16 protein-coding genes and 1 pseudogene are annotated in these 15,629 nt (G+C 68.0%); 7 read left to right on the top strand and 10 right to left on the bottom strand.

Going from position 1 to position 15,629, the window contains the following annotated elements:
• Positions 1-70: 70 nt before the first annotated feature.
• Positions 71-715: an HAD-IA family hydrolase gene (locus tag ACIQ3R_RS02325; protein WP_397414631.1), complete on the top strand. Its 645-nt coding sequence runs from the start codon at positions 71-73 to the stop codon at positions 713-715.
• The gene (locus ACIQ3R_RS02320; RefSeq protein WP_397414628.1) at positions 712-1,011 is read left to right on the top strand and encodes a 4a-hydroxytetrahydrobiopterin dehydratase; all 300 of its coding nucleotides are present in this window, start codon (positions 712-714) and stop codon (positions 1,009-1,011) included. Before ACIQ3R_RS02325 ends, ACIQ3R_RS02320 begins: the two co-directional genes overlap by 4 nt.
• Before the next feature lie 50 nt (positions 1,012-1,061).
• Here ACIQ3R_RS02320 and ACIQ3R_RS02315 read toward each other — a convergent pair whose 3' ends face one another.
• Together ACIQ3R_RS02315 and ACIQ3R_RS02310 are read right to left on the bottom strand one after the other, a co-directional pair.
• Entirely contained in the window at positions 1,062-2,537 is a 1,476-nt protein-coding gene (locus ACIQ3R_RS02315) for an SLC13 family permease (protein WP_397414626.1), read from the bottom strand.
• Between the two features lie 115 nt (positions 2,538-2,652).
• A complete protein-coding gene (locus ACIQ3R_RS02310) occupies positions 2,653-3,048 on the bottom strand; it encodes a Tat pathway signal protein (protein ID WP_397414624.1) in 396 nt (131 codons plus the stop codon).
• An 86-nt stretch (positions 3,049-3,134) separates the two neighbouring features.
• Here ACIQ3R_RS02310 and pseB point away from each other — a divergent pair, with 86 nt between their 5' ends.
• Together pseB and pseC are read left to right on the top strand one after the other, a co-directional pair.
• Complete coding sequence (gene pseB, locus ACIQ3R_RS02305; RefSeq protein ID WP_397414621.1) at positions 3,135-4,187, top strand: UDP-N-acetylglucosamine 4,6-dehydratase (inverting); 1,053 nt, start codon at positions 3,135-3,137, stop codon at positions 4,185-4,187.
• A gap of 2 nt (positions 4,188-4,189) precedes the next feature.
• Positions 4,190-5,350, top strand: a complete 1,161-nt coding sequence (gene pseC / locus ACIQ3R_RS02300) for a UDP-4-amino-4,6-dideoxy-N-acetyl-beta-L-altrosamine transaminase (protein WP_397414619.1) — start codon at positions 4,190-4,192, stop codon at positions 5,348-5,350.
• Positions 5,351-5,358: 8 nt separating this feature from the next.
• On the opposite strand, the gene ACIQ3R_RS02295 is transcribed toward pseC, so the two are convergent.
• A complete protein-coding gene (locus ACIQ3R_RS02295) occupies positions 5,359-6,345 on the bottom strand; it encodes a 2-hydroxyacid dehydrogenase (RefSeq protein WP_397414617.1) in 987 nt (328 codons plus the stop codon).
• Between the two features lie 101 nt (positions 6,346-6,446).
• Here ACIQ3R_RS02295 and ACIQ3R_RS02290 point away from each other — a divergent pair, with 101 nt between their 5' ends.
• Genes ACIQ3R_RS02290 through fabB form a run of 3 tightly spaced genes read left to right on the top strand, consistent with a single transcriptional unit; the run spans position 6,447 to position 8,762 of the window.
• Entirely contained in the window at positions 6,447-6,941 is a 495-nt protein-coding gene (locus ACIQ3R_RS02290; RefSeq protein ID WP_397414614.1) for an SH3 domain-containing protein, read from the top strand.
• A 59-nt stretch (positions 6,942-7,000) separates the two neighbouring features.
• Positions 7,001-7,525: a 3-hydroxyacyl-[acyl-carrier-protein] dehydratase FabA gene (fabA, locus tag ACIQ3R_RS02285; protein ID WP_397414612.1), complete on the top strand. Its 525-nt coding sequence runs from the start codon at positions 7,001-7,003 to the stop codon at positions 7,523-7,525.
• A gap of 31 nt (positions 7,526-7,556) precedes the next feature.
• Positions 7,557-8,762, top strand: a complete 1,206-nt coding sequence (gene fabB, locus ACIQ3R_RS02280) for a beta-ketoacyl-ACP synthase I (RefSeq protein ID WP_397414610.1) — start codon at positions 7,557-7,559, stop codon at positions 8,760-8,762.
• Here the strand turns inward: fabB and ACIQ3R_RS02275 are convergent.
• The 7 genes and pseudogenes from ACIQ3R_RS02275 to ACIQ3R_RS02245 form a co-directional block, all read right to left on the bottom strand.
• Entirely contained in the window at positions 8,759-10,222 is a 1,464-nt protein-coding gene (locus ACIQ3R_RS02275) for an AMP-binding protein (RefSeq protein WP_397414608.1), read from the bottom strand. The genes fabB and ACIQ3R_RS02275 overlap by 4 nt on opposite strands.
• 30 nt (positions 10,223-10,252) lie before the next feature.
• Positions 10,253-11,182 (bottom strand): small ribosomal subunit Rsm22 family protein, encoded by a 930-nt coding sequence (locus ACIQ3R_RS02270; RefSeq protein WP_397414606.1) that lies wholly within the window; start codon positions 11,180-11,182, stop codon positions 10,253-10,255.
• 89 nt (positions 11,183-11,271) lie between these two features.
• Complete coding sequence (locus ACIQ3R_RS02265) at positions 11,272-11,652, bottom strand: hypothetical protein (RefSeq protein WP_397414636.1); 381 nt, start codon at positions 11,650-11,652, stop codon at positions 11,272-11,274.
• 21 nt (positions 11,653-11,673) lie between these two features.
• Positions 11,674-13,638 (bottom strand): annotated as a pseudogene (acs, locus tag ACIQ3R_RS02260) (acetate--CoA ligase); the annotation flags it as partial.
• A gap of 52 nt (positions 13,639-13,690) precedes the next feature.
• The gene (locus ACIQ3R_RS02255) at positions 13,691-15,097 is read right to left on the bottom strand and encodes an NAD(P)(+) transhydrogenase (Re/Si-specific) subunit beta (RefSeq protein WP_397414604.1); all 1,407 of its coding nucleotides are present in this window, start codon (positions 15,095-15,097) and stop codon (positions 13,691-13,693) included.
• Positions 15,094-15,312: a hypothetical protein gene (locus tag ACIQ3R_RS02250; protein WP_397414602.1), complete on the bottom strand. Its 219-nt coding sequence runs from the start codon at positions 15,310-15,312 to the stop codon at positions 15,094-15,096. The genes ACIQ3R_RS02255 and ACIQ3R_RS02250 overlap by 4 nt, the downstream gene beginning before the upstream one ends.
• Complete coding sequence (locus tag ACIQ3R_RS02245; protein ID WP_397414600.1) at positions 15,309-15,626, bottom strand: NAD(P) transhydrogenase subunit alpha; 318 nt, start codon at positions 15,624-15,626, stop codon at positions 15,309-15,311. Before ACIQ3R_RS02245 ends, ACIQ3R_RS02250 begins: the two co-directional genes overlap by 4 nt.
• Positions 15,627-15,629: the final 3 nt, after the last annotated feature.

Raw genomic sequence — 15,629 nt, 5'->3', positions numbered from 1 at the left:
GGCCTTACTTGCACGTCCCCGGCCGCCTCTCTAGACGTCGCGGCTCGGGACGCGGGTTGAGGAGACGAGCGTGGCGGTCGAGGCGGTGATCTGGGACTTCGGAGGCGTGTTCACCTCTTCGCCGTTCGAGGCGTTCAACCGGCTGGAGGCCGAAAAGGGCCTGCCCAAGGACCTGATCCGGCGGGTCAACGCCACCAACCCCGACACCAATGCCTGGGCGTTGTTTGAGCGCAACGAGATTGACGCCGCCCGGTTCGATACCCTGTTCCTTGAGGAATCCACGGCGCTGGGGCACCCGCTGCGCGGCGCCGAGGTGCTGCCAAGGCTGAACGGGACCCTTCGGCCGCGGATGGTCGAGGCGCTCAGGACCTGCAAGCAGCAGTTCAAGGTCGGCTGCATCACCAACAACGTGGTCTCGACCCACAGCCCGGGTCAGTCGGAGGGCCAGAAGTCGGCCGGCGCCATGGCGCAGGTGATGCCGCTGTTCGACGCCATCATCGAGAGCAGCAAGGCCGGCGTCCGCAAGCCTGATCCCAAGATCTATCTGATGATGTGCGAAACCCTGTCGGTCGCGCCGGCCAATTGCGTCTACCTTGATGACCTGGGGATCAACTGCAAGCCGGCGGCGGGCCTGGGCATGGCGGCGATCAAGGTGGTGGACGTCGATCAGACCCTGGCCGATCTCGCCCGCGCCACCGGGCTTTCGTTCGCATGACCCGTCCGGCCCGCATCGGCGCAGAGGTCGCGCTCGCGCGCCTGCCCGGCTGGTCGAAGGTTGACGGCGGGCGCGATGCGATCCGGCGCACCTTCAAGTTTCAGGACTTCAACGCCGCCTTCGGGTTCATGACCCGCGTGGCGATAAAGGCCGACCAGCTGGATCACCATCCGGAGTGGTTCAATGTCTACAACCGCGTTGACGTGACTCTCTCCACCCATGACGCCGATGGGGTCACCGAGCTCGACGTCACCCTGGCCGCCTTCATGGATGGAGCGGCTGAGGGCCGCGGCTGAGCGCGTCGCCGCCAATCCCCCGCCGCGCGGATGATTGAGGGGCGCCCGCCTCAGAGCCCTAGGACGTGGGGCGCAAGCAAGGCGGTCACCAGTAGGATCGCCGCGACTCCCGACAGATTCAGGATCAGCCCTGTGAACAGCATCCGTTTGAGGCTGGGCAGGCCTGTCGCGAAGGCGATGGCGTTGGGCGCGGTGGCGATCGGGAGCATGAAGCCGAGGCTGGCCGCGATCGTGACGGGGAAGATCAGCAGCAGGGGATTGACCCCGAGCGCCTGGGCCAGGGCCGCGACGATCGGCAGCATGGCCGTCAGGCTGGCGACGTTGCTCATCAATTCGGTCGCCGCCAATGTCACCAGCACCAGAGCGCCTATCACCAACAGCGGGGCGAACCCGCCCAACGGCGAGAGCTCTCCGGCCAGCCAGTCGGCGAGGCCGGTGCTTTCCATGGCGCCGGCGATGGATAGGCCCCCGCCGAACAACAGGACGATGCTCCAGGGGATCTTCTGCGCGGTTGGCCAGTCCAGCAGCCGTGGGCGCGCCGGGTCGCCGGAAGGCAGCAGGAAAAGGGCGAGCGCCCCGGCGATGGCGATTGTCATGTCGCTGAGCCGCTCCAGCCCCGGCAGGCGGGCCAGCAGGTCGCGGGTCATCCACGCCAGCGCGACGAGCAAGAACACGCTGAGCACGCGGCGCTCCGCCGGGCTGGGCGGGCCGAGCGCGTCCAGGGCCTGCGACAACGCCTGACGTCCCGCCTCGCCCTGTCCCCGGGTGGCGGGCCGGAGTCCCGCAGTGGTCAGAACGAACAGCACCGGGCTCAGCAGCAACACCACCGGCACGCCCAGCATCATCCATGCGCCGAAGCTGAGCTCCACGCCGCGCTCAGAGAGAAAGCCCATGGCTATGACATTGGTGGGCGACCCGACCGGCGTGGCCATGCCCCCGATTGAGGCCGCATAGGCGATGGCCAGGATGAGGCCTGCGCCGAACCTCGGGTCATCATAGCCCTGGTCCCGCAGGGCCGCGACCACGCCCACCGCGATAGGCGTCAGCATCAGGGCTGTCGCTGTGTTTGAGATCCAGAACGAAATCAACGTCGTGGCGATGAGAAAGCCGCCGATGAGGGCCGCCGGACGCGCGCCCAGCCGCGCTGCGATCCCCAGCGCCAGGCGGGCGTGAAGACCCCAGCGCTCGATGGTGACGGCGATCATGAAGCCGCCGATGAACAGGAACAGGATGGGGTCCGCGTAGGGCCGGGCCGCTTCCTGCGCCGTCTCGACCCCTAACAGCGGCAGGGCGATCAGGGGGATCAAGGCGGTGGCGGCGATCGGGATGGCGTCGGTCACCCACCAGACCACCATCAGGGCGAGCACCGAGACCGTGATCCAGGCGGCCGGCGACAACCCGTCTGGCGGTCCCGCGGCCTGCAGGGCCAGGGAGAGCGCAGGGCCAAGCACCAGCCCGACCCGCTGGCCTGTGCGGCCGAATCCACCCCCCTCGTCCGCAGCGGCCTTGGCCAGGGTTTCAGTCATGCGGTCTCCCGAAGCGTTTAGCGCCGCGCCGAAGGAGGACCGCTCCTCGGATACGGATTCGCTCGCCTCGGGTCAGAGCCGCAGTCTGGCGGAACGGGTGGCAAAGCTGAAGAGGTCAATTCACCAGGATTACGCCGAGCAAAAGCTTGGCTCCGGGCTTGCCCAGGATGGTGTCAGTCTGGCGCTGCAAGGTGCTGGCCAGATAGTCGGCGTTGGGCACGGCGCCGGGCGTGAGGCCGGCCGCGTAGGCCTGGATCGTCTGCACGAAGGCCGCGCGAAGGCGGGGCGCCGACTGCGTTGCGCGCAGGCGGAGCGCCTCGTCCGGCACATCGAGACCGCAGTCCACGGTCAGCACGCCACGCCGGCTGGGCGAGCGGGTGGTGGAGGCGATCAGGGTCTGGATCGGCACATAGGAGCCGCCGCCAGACTTCTTCTTCTCGCCCCCGGCGGCCACGGCGGCGCCCGGCGCAGCGAGTCCGGCGAGCACGAGCAGGAGGTGGCGACGGTCCATGGCGCGCTCATGCCAGACCAGGGTTAGCGGTCCATTTACGCGGGCGCCCGGACACTTGAGCCCAAACCCTCATTCGGGAGCGCCCCTTGGGCCGATTCGCAGCCACCAATCTCGACCTCGACGGCAAGGTGATCCTGGTCACCGGGGGCACCGGCTCGTTCGGCCGACGGTTCGTGGAGACCGTGCTGGCGCGCTCAAGACCCCGCAAGCTGATCGTCTATTCGCGGGATGAGCTCAAACAGAGCGAGATGCAGATCGATCTGGCCGAGCGGTTCGGGCCGGAAAAGATGGGCGCCATGCGCTTTTTCCTGGGCGATGTGCGTGACCGCGAGCGCCTCTCACTCGCCTTCCGCGGCGTCGATATCGTGATCCACGCAGCGGCCCTGAAGCAGGTGCCGGCGGCCGAGTACAATCCTTCCGAATGCATTCACACCAACGTTCTGGGGGCCGAGAACGTGGTGCGCGCCTGTCTCGCCAATCGGATCAGTCAGGTGATCGCGCTTTCAACCGACAAGGCCTGCAATCCGATCAACCTTTATGGCGCGACCAAGCTGGCGTCTGACAAGACGTTTGTCGCCGCCAACAACCTCTCGGGCGACATCGGCACGCGGTTCTCGGTCGTGCGCTATGGCAATGTGGTGGGCAGCCGGGGCTCGGTGATCCCCCACTTCCAACGGTTGATCCAACGCGGCGCGACGGAGCTGCCGATCACCGATGCGCGGATGACGCGATTTCTGATCACGCTCACTGAAGGCGTCGACTTCGTGCTTTCCTCGCTGGACCAGATGCGCGGCGGTGAGATCTTCGTCCCCAAGATTCCCTCCATGCGGATCACCGATATCGCTTCGGCCATGGCGCCAAGCCTGCCGACCCGCGTGATCGGCATTCGGCCGGGAGAGAAACTGCACGAGATGATGATCTCGGCCGACGATGCGCGGAACACTGTCGATCTGGGCGACCGTTTCGCCATCGAGCCGGCCTTCGTGGAGTACACGCGGACGCCCTTGACGGGTGCGAGGATCGCCGAAGATTTCTCCTACGCCAGCGACACTAACGACGTCTGGCTCGACGCGCCCGGGCTCAACGCCATGCTGGCCGCCGACCAACCGCCGGATCGTCGCCGCCGCGCCGGCGACTGAACATGGCCGACGCCATCCTGCCCTACGGTCGACAGACGATCGACGAAGCGGACATCTCCGCCGTCGCCGAGGCCCTGCGTTCGGACTTCCTGACCACCGGTCCGCGCGTGGAGGCCTTCGAAGCGGCGTTCGCCCGGGTGGTGGATGCGCCCCATGCGGTGGCCTGCGCCAACGGCACGGCGGCGCTGCACCTGGCCATGCTGGCGCTGAAGGTCGGGCCGGGGGATGCGGTGATCGTTCCGTCGGTCACCTTCCTCGCCACCGCCAATTGCGCGTCATATGTCGGGGCCAAGGTGGTCTTCGCGGACGTCGACCCGGCCAGCGGGCTGATGACGCCGGACACTCTCGCCGAGGCCATGACCCGGGTCGGCGACGCGCAGCTGCGGGCCGTGCTGCCGGTGCATTTGCGAGGCGATGTCTGTGATCTCGCGGCGCTTGAGGTCCTGGCCCGCAGCGTTGGCGCGGTTCTGGTCGAGGACGCGCCCCATGCGTTGGGCTCGACCATGCGGTTCGGCGCCGTCGCCGAGACCGCAGGCGACGCCCGGCACTCGGCCATGGCCACGTTCTCGTTCCACCCGGTGAAGACCATCGCCACCGGAGAAGGCGGGATGATCACCACCCGCGACGGCGATCTCGCCGCTCGTCTGCGCGCTTTGCGCAGCCATGGGATGAATCGCCCTCCGGGCGCTGAGCCCTGGGTCTATGAGATGGCCGAACCCGGCTTCAACTATCGCCTGCCGGACATCCTCTGCGCACTCGGCCTGTCGCAGCTGACCAAACTTCCCGCTTTTGTGGCGCGCCGGCGGGCCTTGACCGCCGCCTATGAGCGAGCGTTAGCGCCGCTGGCTCCGATGGTGGTTCCAGCCGCGCGCCCGGCCCACAGCAATCCGGCTCTGCATCTGATGGCGGTGCGCATCGATTTCGTCGCCGCCGGCCGCACCCGCGCCCAGGTCATGGCGGCGTTGGCCGAACGCGGCGTCGGCAGCCAGGTGCACTACATCCCGGTCCACACTCAGCCCTACTATCGCGCGCTGAACCCTGGCCTGCACCTGCCCGGCGCGCAGGCCTGGTACGAGACCTGTCTTTCCCTGCCGTTGTTTCCCGGCATGGCGGACGGGGACGTGGAACGGGTGGTGGATGCGCTTGCAGAGGCGCTCGGGTAGTTCGTCGCCTACAGCATCTGCTGCAGGACGCGATCCGGCGGACGATGGCCGTCCATCCACGTCTTGATGTTGATGATCACCTTCTCGCCCATGTCGACGCGGGCTTCGACGGTCGCGGAGCCCATGTGCGGCAGGAGAACGGCGTTGGGCTGTTTCAGCAGCTTGGGATTGATCCTGGGCTCGTGCTCGAAAACGTCCAGACCCGCGCCGGCGAGACGGCCTTCGGCCAGCATGTCGGCCAGGGCCTGTTCGTCGATGATCTCGCCGCGGGCGGTGTTGATCAGCACGGCATGCGCCGGCATCAGCTTCAGCCGGCGGGCCGAAAGCAGGTGATAGGTGGCGGGCGTGTGCGGCGAGTGAACCGAAATGATGTCCATCCGGGCCATCATCTGGTCCAGGCTGTCCCAGTAGGTGGCCTCCAGCTCGTCGGCGACCCGGGAGCTGACCGGCTTGCGGTTGTGATAGTGGATCTGGAGGCCGAAGGCGCGGGCGCGCCGGGCCACCGCCGTGCCGATGCGGCCCATGCCGATGATCCCCAGGCGCTTGCCGGCCAGGCGGCGACCCAGCATCCAGGTCGGCGCCCAGCCGGTGAACTCGCCCGCCTGCACGGCATTGGCGCCCTCGATCACCCGGCGAAGGGTGGCCATAAGCAGGGTCAGAGTCAGGTCGGCGGTGTCGTCGGTCAGCACGCCGGGCGTATTGGTCACCTGGATGCCGCGTGCATTGGCCGCCGCCACATCGATATGGTCCACCCCGGCGCCGAAATTGGCGATCAGCTTCAGCCGCTCGCCCGCCTTCTCGATCAATGTGGCGTCTATGGTGTCGGTGATCGTCGAAGCCAGCACATCGCAGCGGCCTACGGCGTCGATCAGCGCCTTGCGGGTGAGGGGTTCGTCCGAGATGTTGAGCTCGGTGTCGAACAATTCACGCATGCGGGTCTCGACCGAGTCCGGCAGTTTTCGCGTGACGATGACTTTCGGCTTGCGGTTGGGCATTCGCCTACGGGAAAAAGGGTGCGTTTCCTGCGCCGCTTCCGGCGCGTTGCTTGCTCCATCCCTTAGCAGGGGGACCGGGTGCGGCCAAGGCGAGGCGGAGCTTGATCTCGAGACTCGGACAGGTGCTGGTGTTGACGGCATTGGCCGCGCCGGCGCTGGCGTCCGACCGGCCGACGCCCTCCGGCTATCCTGTGCCGCGCTATGTGACGCTGAAGTTCTCCGAGGTGAACGCCCGCGCGGGCCCCGGCGACGACCACCGGCTGCTCTGGGTCTATCGCACCCGCGGCCTGCCGGTTCAGGTGGTGGCCGAGACCGCTGACTGGCGTCGGGTCTGCGATCCTGAGGGGGGCAAGGCCTGGGTGCACAAGCGGGTGACCGATGGCCGTCGCGCGGTTCTGAATCTCGAGGCGAAGCGGACCCCGCTGTATCGCAGGCCCCAGGCCGGCTCCGCGACCGTCGCCTATCTGGCGCCCCGCGCCATGGCCGATCTCGACCGCTGCGAGAAGGGCTGGTGCCGCATCAAGGCCCCCGGGGCTGCCGGCTGGATGCGCGAAGGCGCGATCTGGGGCACCGCCGAGGCGCCGCAATGTCGTTGAGGCGCGCCGCGCGGGCGTGCTAGGTCCGGCGACTTTCCGCAAGAACAAGGCGCGTCCGCATGACCGACTTCTCTCCCCAGTCCCAGTACAGCTACGATGAGCTTCTGGCCTGCGGGAACGGCAAGATGTTCGGCCCGGGCAACGCTCAGCTGCCGACCCCGCCGATGCTGATGTTCGACCGGATCACTGAGATCAACGCGACCGGCGGCCCGGCGGGCAAGGGGTACATGGAGGCTGAGCTCGATATCAATCCGAGCCTCTGGTTCTTCGCCTGCCACTTCAACAACGACCCCGTCATGCCGGGCTGCCTCGGTCTCGACGCCATGTGGCAGCTTGTGGGCTTCTTTCTGGGCTGGTCCGGCGCGCCCGGTCGCGGCCGGGCGCTGGGCTCCGGCGAAGTGAGGTTCTTCGGTGAAGTCACGCCCGACGTGAAGCTGGTCACCTACAAGATCGAGATGAAGCGGGTGATCCTGCGCCGCCTGGTGATGGGCATCGGCGATGGCGTCCTGCTGGCCGACGGCAAGCCCATCTACGAGGCCAAGGACCTGAGAGTCGGACTGTTCCAGCCCGACGGCGCGGCCTGACAACACCAAGATCTGGAGAGGAGACCCACCGATGCGCCGCGTCGTCGTCACCGGGATGGGCATCGTCTCATCCATCGGCAACAACACCAACGAGGTGCTGGCCTCGTTGCGGGAAGCGAAGTCAGGGATCGTCGCCGCGCCGGAATACGCCGAGCTCGGCTTCCGCTGCCAGGTGCACGCGCCGCCCAAGCTTGACTGGGAATCGATGGTCGATCGCCGCGCCGCCCGGTTCCTGGCCCAGGGCACCGGCTTCAGCCACATCGCCATGGAGCAGGCGATCGCCGACTGCGGCCTGGAGGAGGCCGAGGTCAGCCATGAGAAGACCGGCCTGATCGTCGGCTCCGGCGGCCCTTCAACCCGGGCGATCATCGAGTCGGCCCAGATCGCACGCGAGCGCGGCCCCAAGCGCGTCGGTCCCTTTGCGGTGCCCAAGGCGATGAGCTCGGGCCCCTCTGCGACGCTGTCGACCTGGTTCAAGATCCGGGGGCTCAACTTTTCCGTCAGCTCGGCCTGCGCCACCTCCGCCCACTGCATCGGCATCGGCTATGAGCAGATCCTGATGGGCAAGCAGGATGTGGTGTTCGCCGGCGGCACGGAGGAGCTGGACTGGACCCTCTCGGTGCTGTTCGACGCCATGGGCGCCATGAGCGCCAAGTACAACGACACCCCGGCCTCGGCGTCGCGGGCCTATGACGAGAACCGCGACGGATTCGTCATCGCCGGGGGCGCCGGCATTCTGGTGCTGGAAGAGTACGAACGCGCCAAGGCCCGGGGGGCCAAGATGTACGGCGAGATCGTCGGCTATGCCGCAAATTCCGATGGATTCGACATGGTCGCCCCCTCGGGCGAAGGCGCGGCCCGCTGCATGCGGCTGGCCAATCCGGACGGTCGGACCATCGACTATCTCAATCCGCACGGCACCGGCACGCCGGTGGGCGACGTGAAGGAGATGGAGGCCGTGCGCGCCGTCTTCGGTGACAAGCCGCCGCTGATCTCGTCGACCAAGTCGATCTCCGGCCACAGCCTGGGCGCGGCCGGCGCGCAGGAGGCGATCTATTCGCTGCTGATGCTGAACAACGGCTTCGCCTGCGAGAGCGCGCACATCGAAACGCTCGACCCGGTGTTCGCCGACATGCCCATCCTGCGCCAGCGCGCCGACCGCCAGCTTGAGACCGTGATGAGCAACAGCTTCGGCTTCGGCGGCACCAACGGCTCGTTGGTGATGGCCAGGGTCTAGGTCTTCGCCAGCCGGGCTTCGCGCAGCGCCGAACGGCGCACCTTGCCGGCGTCGTCGCGGACGGGCTCGTCGACGAATTCGAAGCTGCGCGGGCGCTTGTAGGTCACCAGCCGCTCGGCCAGATGTGACTTCAGCTCATCGACAGTCACCGGGCTATGAGCCTTGATGATCGCGTGGATGCTCGCGCCCAGATCCTCGTCCGGCAGGCCGATCACCGCGCAGGACTGCACCGCCGGATGCTCCTCCAGCGCCGCTTCGATTTCGGCGGGATAGACGTTGGAGCCGCCGACCAGGATCATGTCGGTCCGTCGGTCGGCCAGGTAGAGGTAGCCCTCAGCGTCGAAGGAACCGAGGTCGCCCAGGCTCTCCCAGCCGTCGGCCAGCCGCTTGGGCTGGGCGCCCAGGTACTTGTAGGTCTCCGGAACGCCCAGTGGCCGGCGCATGTAAATCTCCCCGATCTCGCCGGGCGGCAGTTCGGCCCCGTCCTCGCCGCAGACCTTCATCTGGCCGATCCCGACCCGGCCGACCGATCCGCGGTGGGTCAGCCACTCCGAGCCGCTGATGAAGGTCACCGCCTGGGCTTCGGTGCCGGCGTAGAGCTCCATCACTTCACCCGGTGCGATCCAGTGGATGAAGGCCTCCTTGAGCCAGGCCGGACAGGGCGCGGCCATGTGCCAGAGAACCTTCACTGAGGAGATGTCGCACCCCGCCCGCACCGCCTCGGGCAGCCGCCAGATGCGCGTCATCATGGTCGGCACCAGATAGAGCCATGTGACCTTCCGCGCCTGGATCTCGGCCAGGGTCCCCTCGGCGTCAAAGCGGGGCGTCAGCACCACATGCGCGCCCACCTGAGTTCCGCTCATGGTCAGGCTGAAGGGAGCGTTGTGGTAGAGCGGCGCGGGCAGCAGCATCGTCTCGCCGGGCTGAATTCGGTAGAAGGGCACCTCCGGGTAGTCTTTGAGCGTCAGCCCCGGCTGGCCGGCCAGGATCAGTTTTGGCCGTCCGGTCGAGCCGCCGCTGGTCGGCGCCTTGGAGATCGGGGGAACCCTGTCCGGCATGTCGCTGTCGTCAGTGGCGAGGCCGAGTAGATCCGCCACCGACATCACCGGACGGTCCACCTGATGGGTGAACTCCGCCACCACCAGCGGGGCCTGGGCCAGCTCGACAATCGCCTGCAATTCTCCCTGCGGCAGGCGGAATGACACCGGTTGCGGCGTCGCGCCCAGTTTCCAGATTCCGTAGCAGGCCGCCACGAACCCCACCGAGTTCGGCAGCCCCACCGTGACCAGATCTCCAGCCTTGACGCCCTTGGCCGCCAGGCCTCGGGCGATGCGGTTCGAGAGGCGATGCAGCTCGCTATAGGTCAGAGTCTCTGGCCCGCAGCTCACCGCCGGTTGATCGCCCCGCTCGGCCGCGTGCTGCGCCAGTTTCGCGCCGAAAGAGATCATCCCGTCCATCATCGGTTTCATCCCTGCTGAGCCGTTCGCCACCTAACGATCTCGGCTGGACGCTGGCAATCGGGGTCTGTCGAGGTTGTCGCCCCAACCCAACCTCCGGGCCACGGCGTAACCCGCCTTGTCTCGGCGGGGGACGGTGTGGAGCTCAAGGCCAGCTGGCGTGCAGAGGCGGAGCGTGACGCCCGGCTTGGCGACCTGCGGGCGGGCAAGCACGCGGGCCTGAGCCGCCGCCCCGACCAGACCGGGTCTCGCGGCCAGCAGGTAGGCGAAAGGTTCGTCTTCAAAGGGGGCGTCGGCGGCCTTGGCGAGGCGATGGTCGCGGCGGCGGGGGAGGCGGATGCTGAAGTGGCACCAGCCCGGGAAGCCCGGCGTCGGGTCCTCCGCCAGCGGGCAGGCGCCCTCGTGGGGACAGGGGGCCAGGATACGGCCGCCGGCGGCGATCAGGCTTGTCCGAACCTTTGCGAGTCGCTGGAAGCCGGCGGGTGTGCCGGGCTCAACCAGGGCCAGCAGGCCGTCACAGGCCTCCCACAGTCGTGCGGCGACCGCGGCGAGATCGGCCGGCGGGATCTCGGCCAGGGCGTAGCTGGCCAGCACAAGATCGGCGCGCGGCAGGTCTGCGCGGCGCAGGTCGCCACGGTGGCGGGTCGCGGCGGCGAGCGCCTTTGGCCCCGAGGCCCAGAGGGATGCGGCGAGATCGAGAAACGTGGCGCTTTCGTCCACCGCCGAGACCTTCGCGAGACTTGGCCAAGCCGCCAACGCCGCCCAGCCCCCGCCGCCTGGGCCACAGCCGGCGTCCAGCAGGGACGCTGGCTTGAAATCCGGTGAGCGCGCCTGGACCTCTGCAAACACCGCCGCCGTCGCGGCGTAGGTGGCGGGCATGCGGGCGACCGCATAGGCCAGAGCATCGGCCTCTTGGGTGATGGCGGCCGCAGAACCCCCGCCGCCGCGATAGGTGTCGCTCACCGCCCGGGCGCGTTGGCCCAGGTCCGTACGGGCGCGGCCCTCCAGTCGTTGATCCAGCGCCTGGGCCAGCGCGGGTGGCAGGGCCGGGCTCAGGCCAGCGCCTCGGTCCGCGCCCGGACAAAGTGGGCTGCGATCCCCGCGTCAGCGAGGCCCGAGACGTCGCCGGGGTCCCCGGTCTCGGCGATGCGGCGCAGCACGGGACGAACCACCTCGCCGGAGGCGGTCTTCGGCAACGGCCCGAACAGCACGGCGACCGGCACGGCGTGCGGTCCTACCTCGCGGCGGAGATAACCCTTGATGTCGGCGCCCAGAACGTCCGAGGGCAGGATCTCCGGGTCCTGGGTGACGAAGGCCCAGAGCGCATCGCCCTCCGGGCCGCCGGGGACCGCCACCACGGCCGCCTCGGCGACGGCGTTGTGCTCGCCGAGCTTGGCCTCCAGCTCGGCGCAGGAGAGACGTTTGCCGGCCACGAAGGCTTCGTCGTCCCCGCGACCGGCGCGGTTCGCGACCAGATCATCGACCACCGCCGGGTCGGCGAGGGTGGAGGTGTCGCCGAGGTTGCCCAGGTCGTCCTCGGCGATCTTGCGCAGAATACGGCGCATGATCTTGCCCGAGCGGGTCTTGGGCAGCCCGGGCGCGAACTGGATCACGTCGGGCGCGGCGAAGGGGCCGATTTCGCGCCGGACATGGCCGCGCAGGTCTGCGGTCAGGGCCTCGGTGGCGTCGACGCCGACCTTCAGCGTCACATAGCAGTAGATGCCCTGGCCCTTGATGTCGTGCGGATAGCCGACGACGGCTGCCTCGGCGACGGCCGGGTGGCTGACCAGCGCGCTCTCGATTTCGGCCGTTCCCAGGCGGTGGCCCGAGACATTGATCACGTCGTCGACCCGGCCGGTGATCCAGTAGTAGCCGTCGGCGTCGCGGCGGGCGCCATCGCCGGTGAAGTACTTGCCGGGATAGGTCGAGAAATAGGTGTCGATGAACCGCTGGTGGTCGCCATAGACCGTGCGCATCTGGCCCGGCCAGCTGTCGGTCAGGCAGAGGTTGCCGCTGATCGCACCCTCCAGGACCTTGCCCTCAGCATCGACCAGTTGCGGCTTCACGCCCGGCAGCGGCTGGGCGCAGGAACCCGGCTTGAGCGCGTGTGCGCCCGGGAGCGGGGTCATCAGGCAGGCGCCGGTCTCGGTCTGCCACCAGGTGTCGACGATCGGGCAGCGGCCCTCGCCGACCACGCGGTGGTACCAGAGCCAGGCCTCGGGGTTGATCGGCTCGCCGACGGTGCCCAGGAGCTTGATGGTGTCCCGGGGCCACTTCTTCACCGGCTCATCGCCCTCGCGCATCAGGGCCCGAAGCGCGGTCGGCGCGGTGTAGAAGATCTCCACCTTGTGCTTGTGACAGACCTCCCAGAAGCGGGAATTGTCCGGGTAGTTGGGCACGCCCTCGAACATGAGGCTGGTCGCGCCATTGGCCAGGGGGCCGTAGACCACATAGCTGTGGCCAGTGACCCAACCCACATCCGCGGTGCACCAGAAGACCGCGCCGGGCCGATAGTCGAACACCACCTCGTGGGTCCAAGAGGCCCAGGCGAGATAGCCGCCGGTGGTGTGCAGCACCCCCTTGGGCTTTCCTGTCGATCCGGAGGTGTAGAGGATGAACAGCGGGTCCTCTGCGCCCATCGGCTCGGCGGCGCAGTCCGTTGAGACGTCCTGCTTGAGGTCGGAGAAATAGGCGTCGCGCCCGGGCGCCATCGGCACATCGCCGCCGGTGCGCTTGACCACGATCACCCGTTCGACGCCCGGGCAGCTTTCCAGCGCCGCGTCGACATTGAGCTTGAGCGGCACGATCCGCCCGCCGCGAAGGCCCTCGTCGGCGGTGATCACCACCTTTGAGTCGCAGTCCTGGATGCGTCCGGCGAGGCTGTCGGGCGAGAAGCCGCCGAACACCACCGAGTGGATCGCGCCGATCCGCGAGCAGGCGAGCATCGAGGCCGCCGCCGCCGGGATCATCGGCAGGTAGATCGTGACCCGGTCGCCCTTCTTGACGCCCTGGGCCTTCAGCACATTGGCCCAGCGGCAGACCTCGGCGTGGAGCTGGCGGTAGGTGAGCGCATCCGAGGTCTTTCCGTCGTCGCTCTCCCAGATCAGCGCCACCTGGTCGCCGCGCGTCTCCAAGTGCCGGTCGAGGCAGTTGGCCGAGACGTTAAGCACCCCGTCGGCATACCAGCGCACCCGGAAGTCGGACTTGTCGAAGGAGACGTCCTTCACCTGGGTGAAGGGCGTGATCCAATCGAGGCGCTTGCCGATATCGGCCCAATAGGCGTCCGGCTCCGCGGCCTCCCGGGCCGTCGCGGCGGCATAGCCCTTCGCCGTCATCAACGCCTGCTTGGCCCACGCGTCTGGAACCGGAAACACGTCTGTGTCGGACACGCTCGCACCTCGTCTGGACTTGTTGGCCATCCACTAGAAGGCGCAGCGGGCGGGCGCAATCGCGCCCCGGGGGCAACCTCGCCTACAGCCCCTTCACGATCCCTTCGACCATCTTCTTGGCGTCGGCGAACAGCATCATGGTGTTGTCGCGGAAGAACAGCTCGTTCTCGACGCCGGCATAGCCTGCCGCCATGCCGCGTTTCACGAACAAGACGGTTCGGGCCTTTTCCACATCCAGGATGGGCATGCCGTAGATGGCGCTGGTGGGGTCGGTCTTGGCGGCCGGGTTGGTGACGTCGTTGGCGCCGATGACGAAGGCCACGTCGGCGGTGGCGAACTCGGAGTTGATGTCCTCCAGCTCGAACACCTCGTCATAAGGCACGTTGGCCTCGGCCAGGAGCACGTTCATATGCCCGGGCATCCGGCCGGCGACCGGGTGGATGGCGTACTTCACCTCCACGCCCTCTTCCTTGAGCTTGTCCGCCATCTCACGCAGCGCGTGCTGGGCCTGGGCCACCGCCATGCCGTAGCCGGGCACGATGATCACCTTGCTGGCGTTTTTCATGATGAAGGCGGCGTCGTCGGCCGAGCCCTGCTTTACGGGTCGCGTCTCGATCTTGCCGCCCGCGGCGGCGCTGTCGTCTGCGCCGAACCCGCCAAGGATCACCGAGATGAAACTGCGGTTCATCCCCTTGCACATGATGTAACTGAGGATCGCGCCGGAGGAGCCGACCAGCGCCCCGGTGATGATCAGGGTGATGTTCTCCAGCGTGAAACCCAGCGCCGCCGCCGCCCAGCCGGAATAACTGTTCAGCATCGACACCACGACCGGCATGTCGGCCCCGCCGATGGGGATGATCAGCGTCACCCCGATCAGCAGGCTAAGCGCGAAGATCGCCCAGAAGGCCCACAGCGCCGAGCCGCCGCTGGCGACCAGGACGCCGACCAGGCTCAGGATCGCCAGACCGATCACGATGTTCAGCAGGTGCCGCGCCGGAAGCAGGATGGGCGCGCCCGACATGTTGCCGTTCAACTTGGCGTAGGCGATCACCGATCCAGAGAAGGTGACCGCGCCGATGGCCAGGCCCAGCGACAGCTCGATGAGCGAGACCGTGTGGATCGCGCCGGCGACGCCGATGCCGTAGGCGTCGGGCGTATAGATCGCCGCCACCGCCACCAGACAGGCGGCCATGCCGACGAGGCTGTGGAACGCCGCCACCAGCTGGGGCATTGAGGTCATGGCCACGCGTCGGGCGATTACCGCCCCGATGCCGCCGCCGATCAGCACGCCGCCCAGCATCAGGCCGATGGTCAGCGGATCGAGATTGGGGCCCAGCAGCCACAGGGTGGTGCCCACCGCGATGGCCATGCCGATCATGCCGTTGCGGTTGCCCGCCTGGCTGGTCGTCGGCGACGAAAGGCCCCGCAGCGCCAGAATGAACAGCACGCCCGAGATCAGATAAAGGACGGCGGCGAGGTTGGCGTTCATGGCGTGTTGTTATCCTTGCCTCGTCCCATCAGCGCCCGCACCGCAAGGCCGAGGCCCACCGCGACCGCAAGGCCGCCGGCGATCAGCACCACTGTCGTCGCCAGAGCTGGAGCGCCGACCATCGCCTGCTGTTGCAGCCCGATCAGCGCTGCGCCGGCCGCCGCAAGAATCGCGGCGCGCGAGAGCTCGGCGTTGCGATCCTCGCCCCGGCTCACTTGGGCTTGTCCTTCTTCTTGTACATGGCCAGCATCCGCTGGGTGACCAGGAAGCCGCCGAAGATATTGACCGCCGCCAGCCCCGCCGCGACCGCGCCGGCGCCCTTGGAGATTAGAATGTTCTGGGTCAGGCCCTGATCGCCCTTGGCGGCCGCCGCCACCAGGGCGCCAACGATGATCACCGAGGAGATGGCGTTGGTCACCGCCATCAGGGGCGTGTGCAGGGCCGGGGTGACGCTCCAGACAACATAATAGCCGACGAAGATCGCCAGCACGAAGATCGCGAGCCTGAAGATCGTGGGATCGACGTCCATCGG

Origin of the sequence: Phenylobacterium sp. (assembly GCF_044371015.1) — a bacterium.
Lineage (GTDB): Bacteria > Pseudomonadota > Alphaproteobacteria > Caulobacterales > Caulobacteraceae > Phenylobacterium.
Note: the sequence above shows the minus strand (reverse complement) of the source record. Positions and strands in the feature narration are given on the sequence as shown.

Coding starts and splice junctions, on each gene's coding strand:
- ACIQ3R_RS02320 (WP_397414628.1), top strand. CDS start 712: ATGACCCGTCCGGCCCGCATCGGCGCAGAGGTCGCGCTCGCGCGCCTG.
- ACIQ3R_RS02315 (WP_397414626.1), bottom strand. CDS start 2,537: ATGACTGAAACCCTGGCCAAGGCCGCTGCGGACGAGGGGGGTGGATTC.
- ACIQ3R_RS02310 (WP_397414624.1), bottom strand. CDS start 3,048: ATGGACCGTCGCCACCTCCTGCTCGTGCTCGCCGGACTCGCTGCGCCG.
- pseC (WP_397414619.1), top strand. CDS start 4,190: ATGGCCGACGCCATCCTGCCCTACGGTCGACAGACGATCGACGAAGCG.
- ACIQ3R_RS02295 (WP_397414617.1), bottom strand. CDS start 6,345: ATGCCCAACCGCAAGCCGAAAGTCATCGTCACGCGAAAACTGCCGGAC.
- fabA (WP_397414612.1), top strand. CDS start 7,001: ATGACCGACTTCTCTCCCCAGTCCCAGTACAGCTACGATGAGCTTCTG.
- fabB (WP_397414610.1), top strand. CDS start 7,557: ATGCGCCGCGTCGTCGTCACCGGGATGGGCATCGTCTCATCCATCGGC.
- ACIQ3R_RS02275 (WP_397414608.1), bottom strand. CDS start 10,222: ATGATGGACGGGATGATCTCTTTCGGCGCGAAACTGGCGCAGCACGCG.
- ACIQ3R_RS02255 (WP_397414604.1), bottom strand. CDS start 15,097: ATGAACGCCAACCTCGCCGCCGTCCTTTATCTGATCTCGGGCGTGCTG.
- ACIQ3R_RS02245 (WP_397414600.1), bottom strand. CDS start 15,626: ATGGACGTCGATCCCACGATCTTCAGGCTCGCGATCTTCGTGCTGGCG.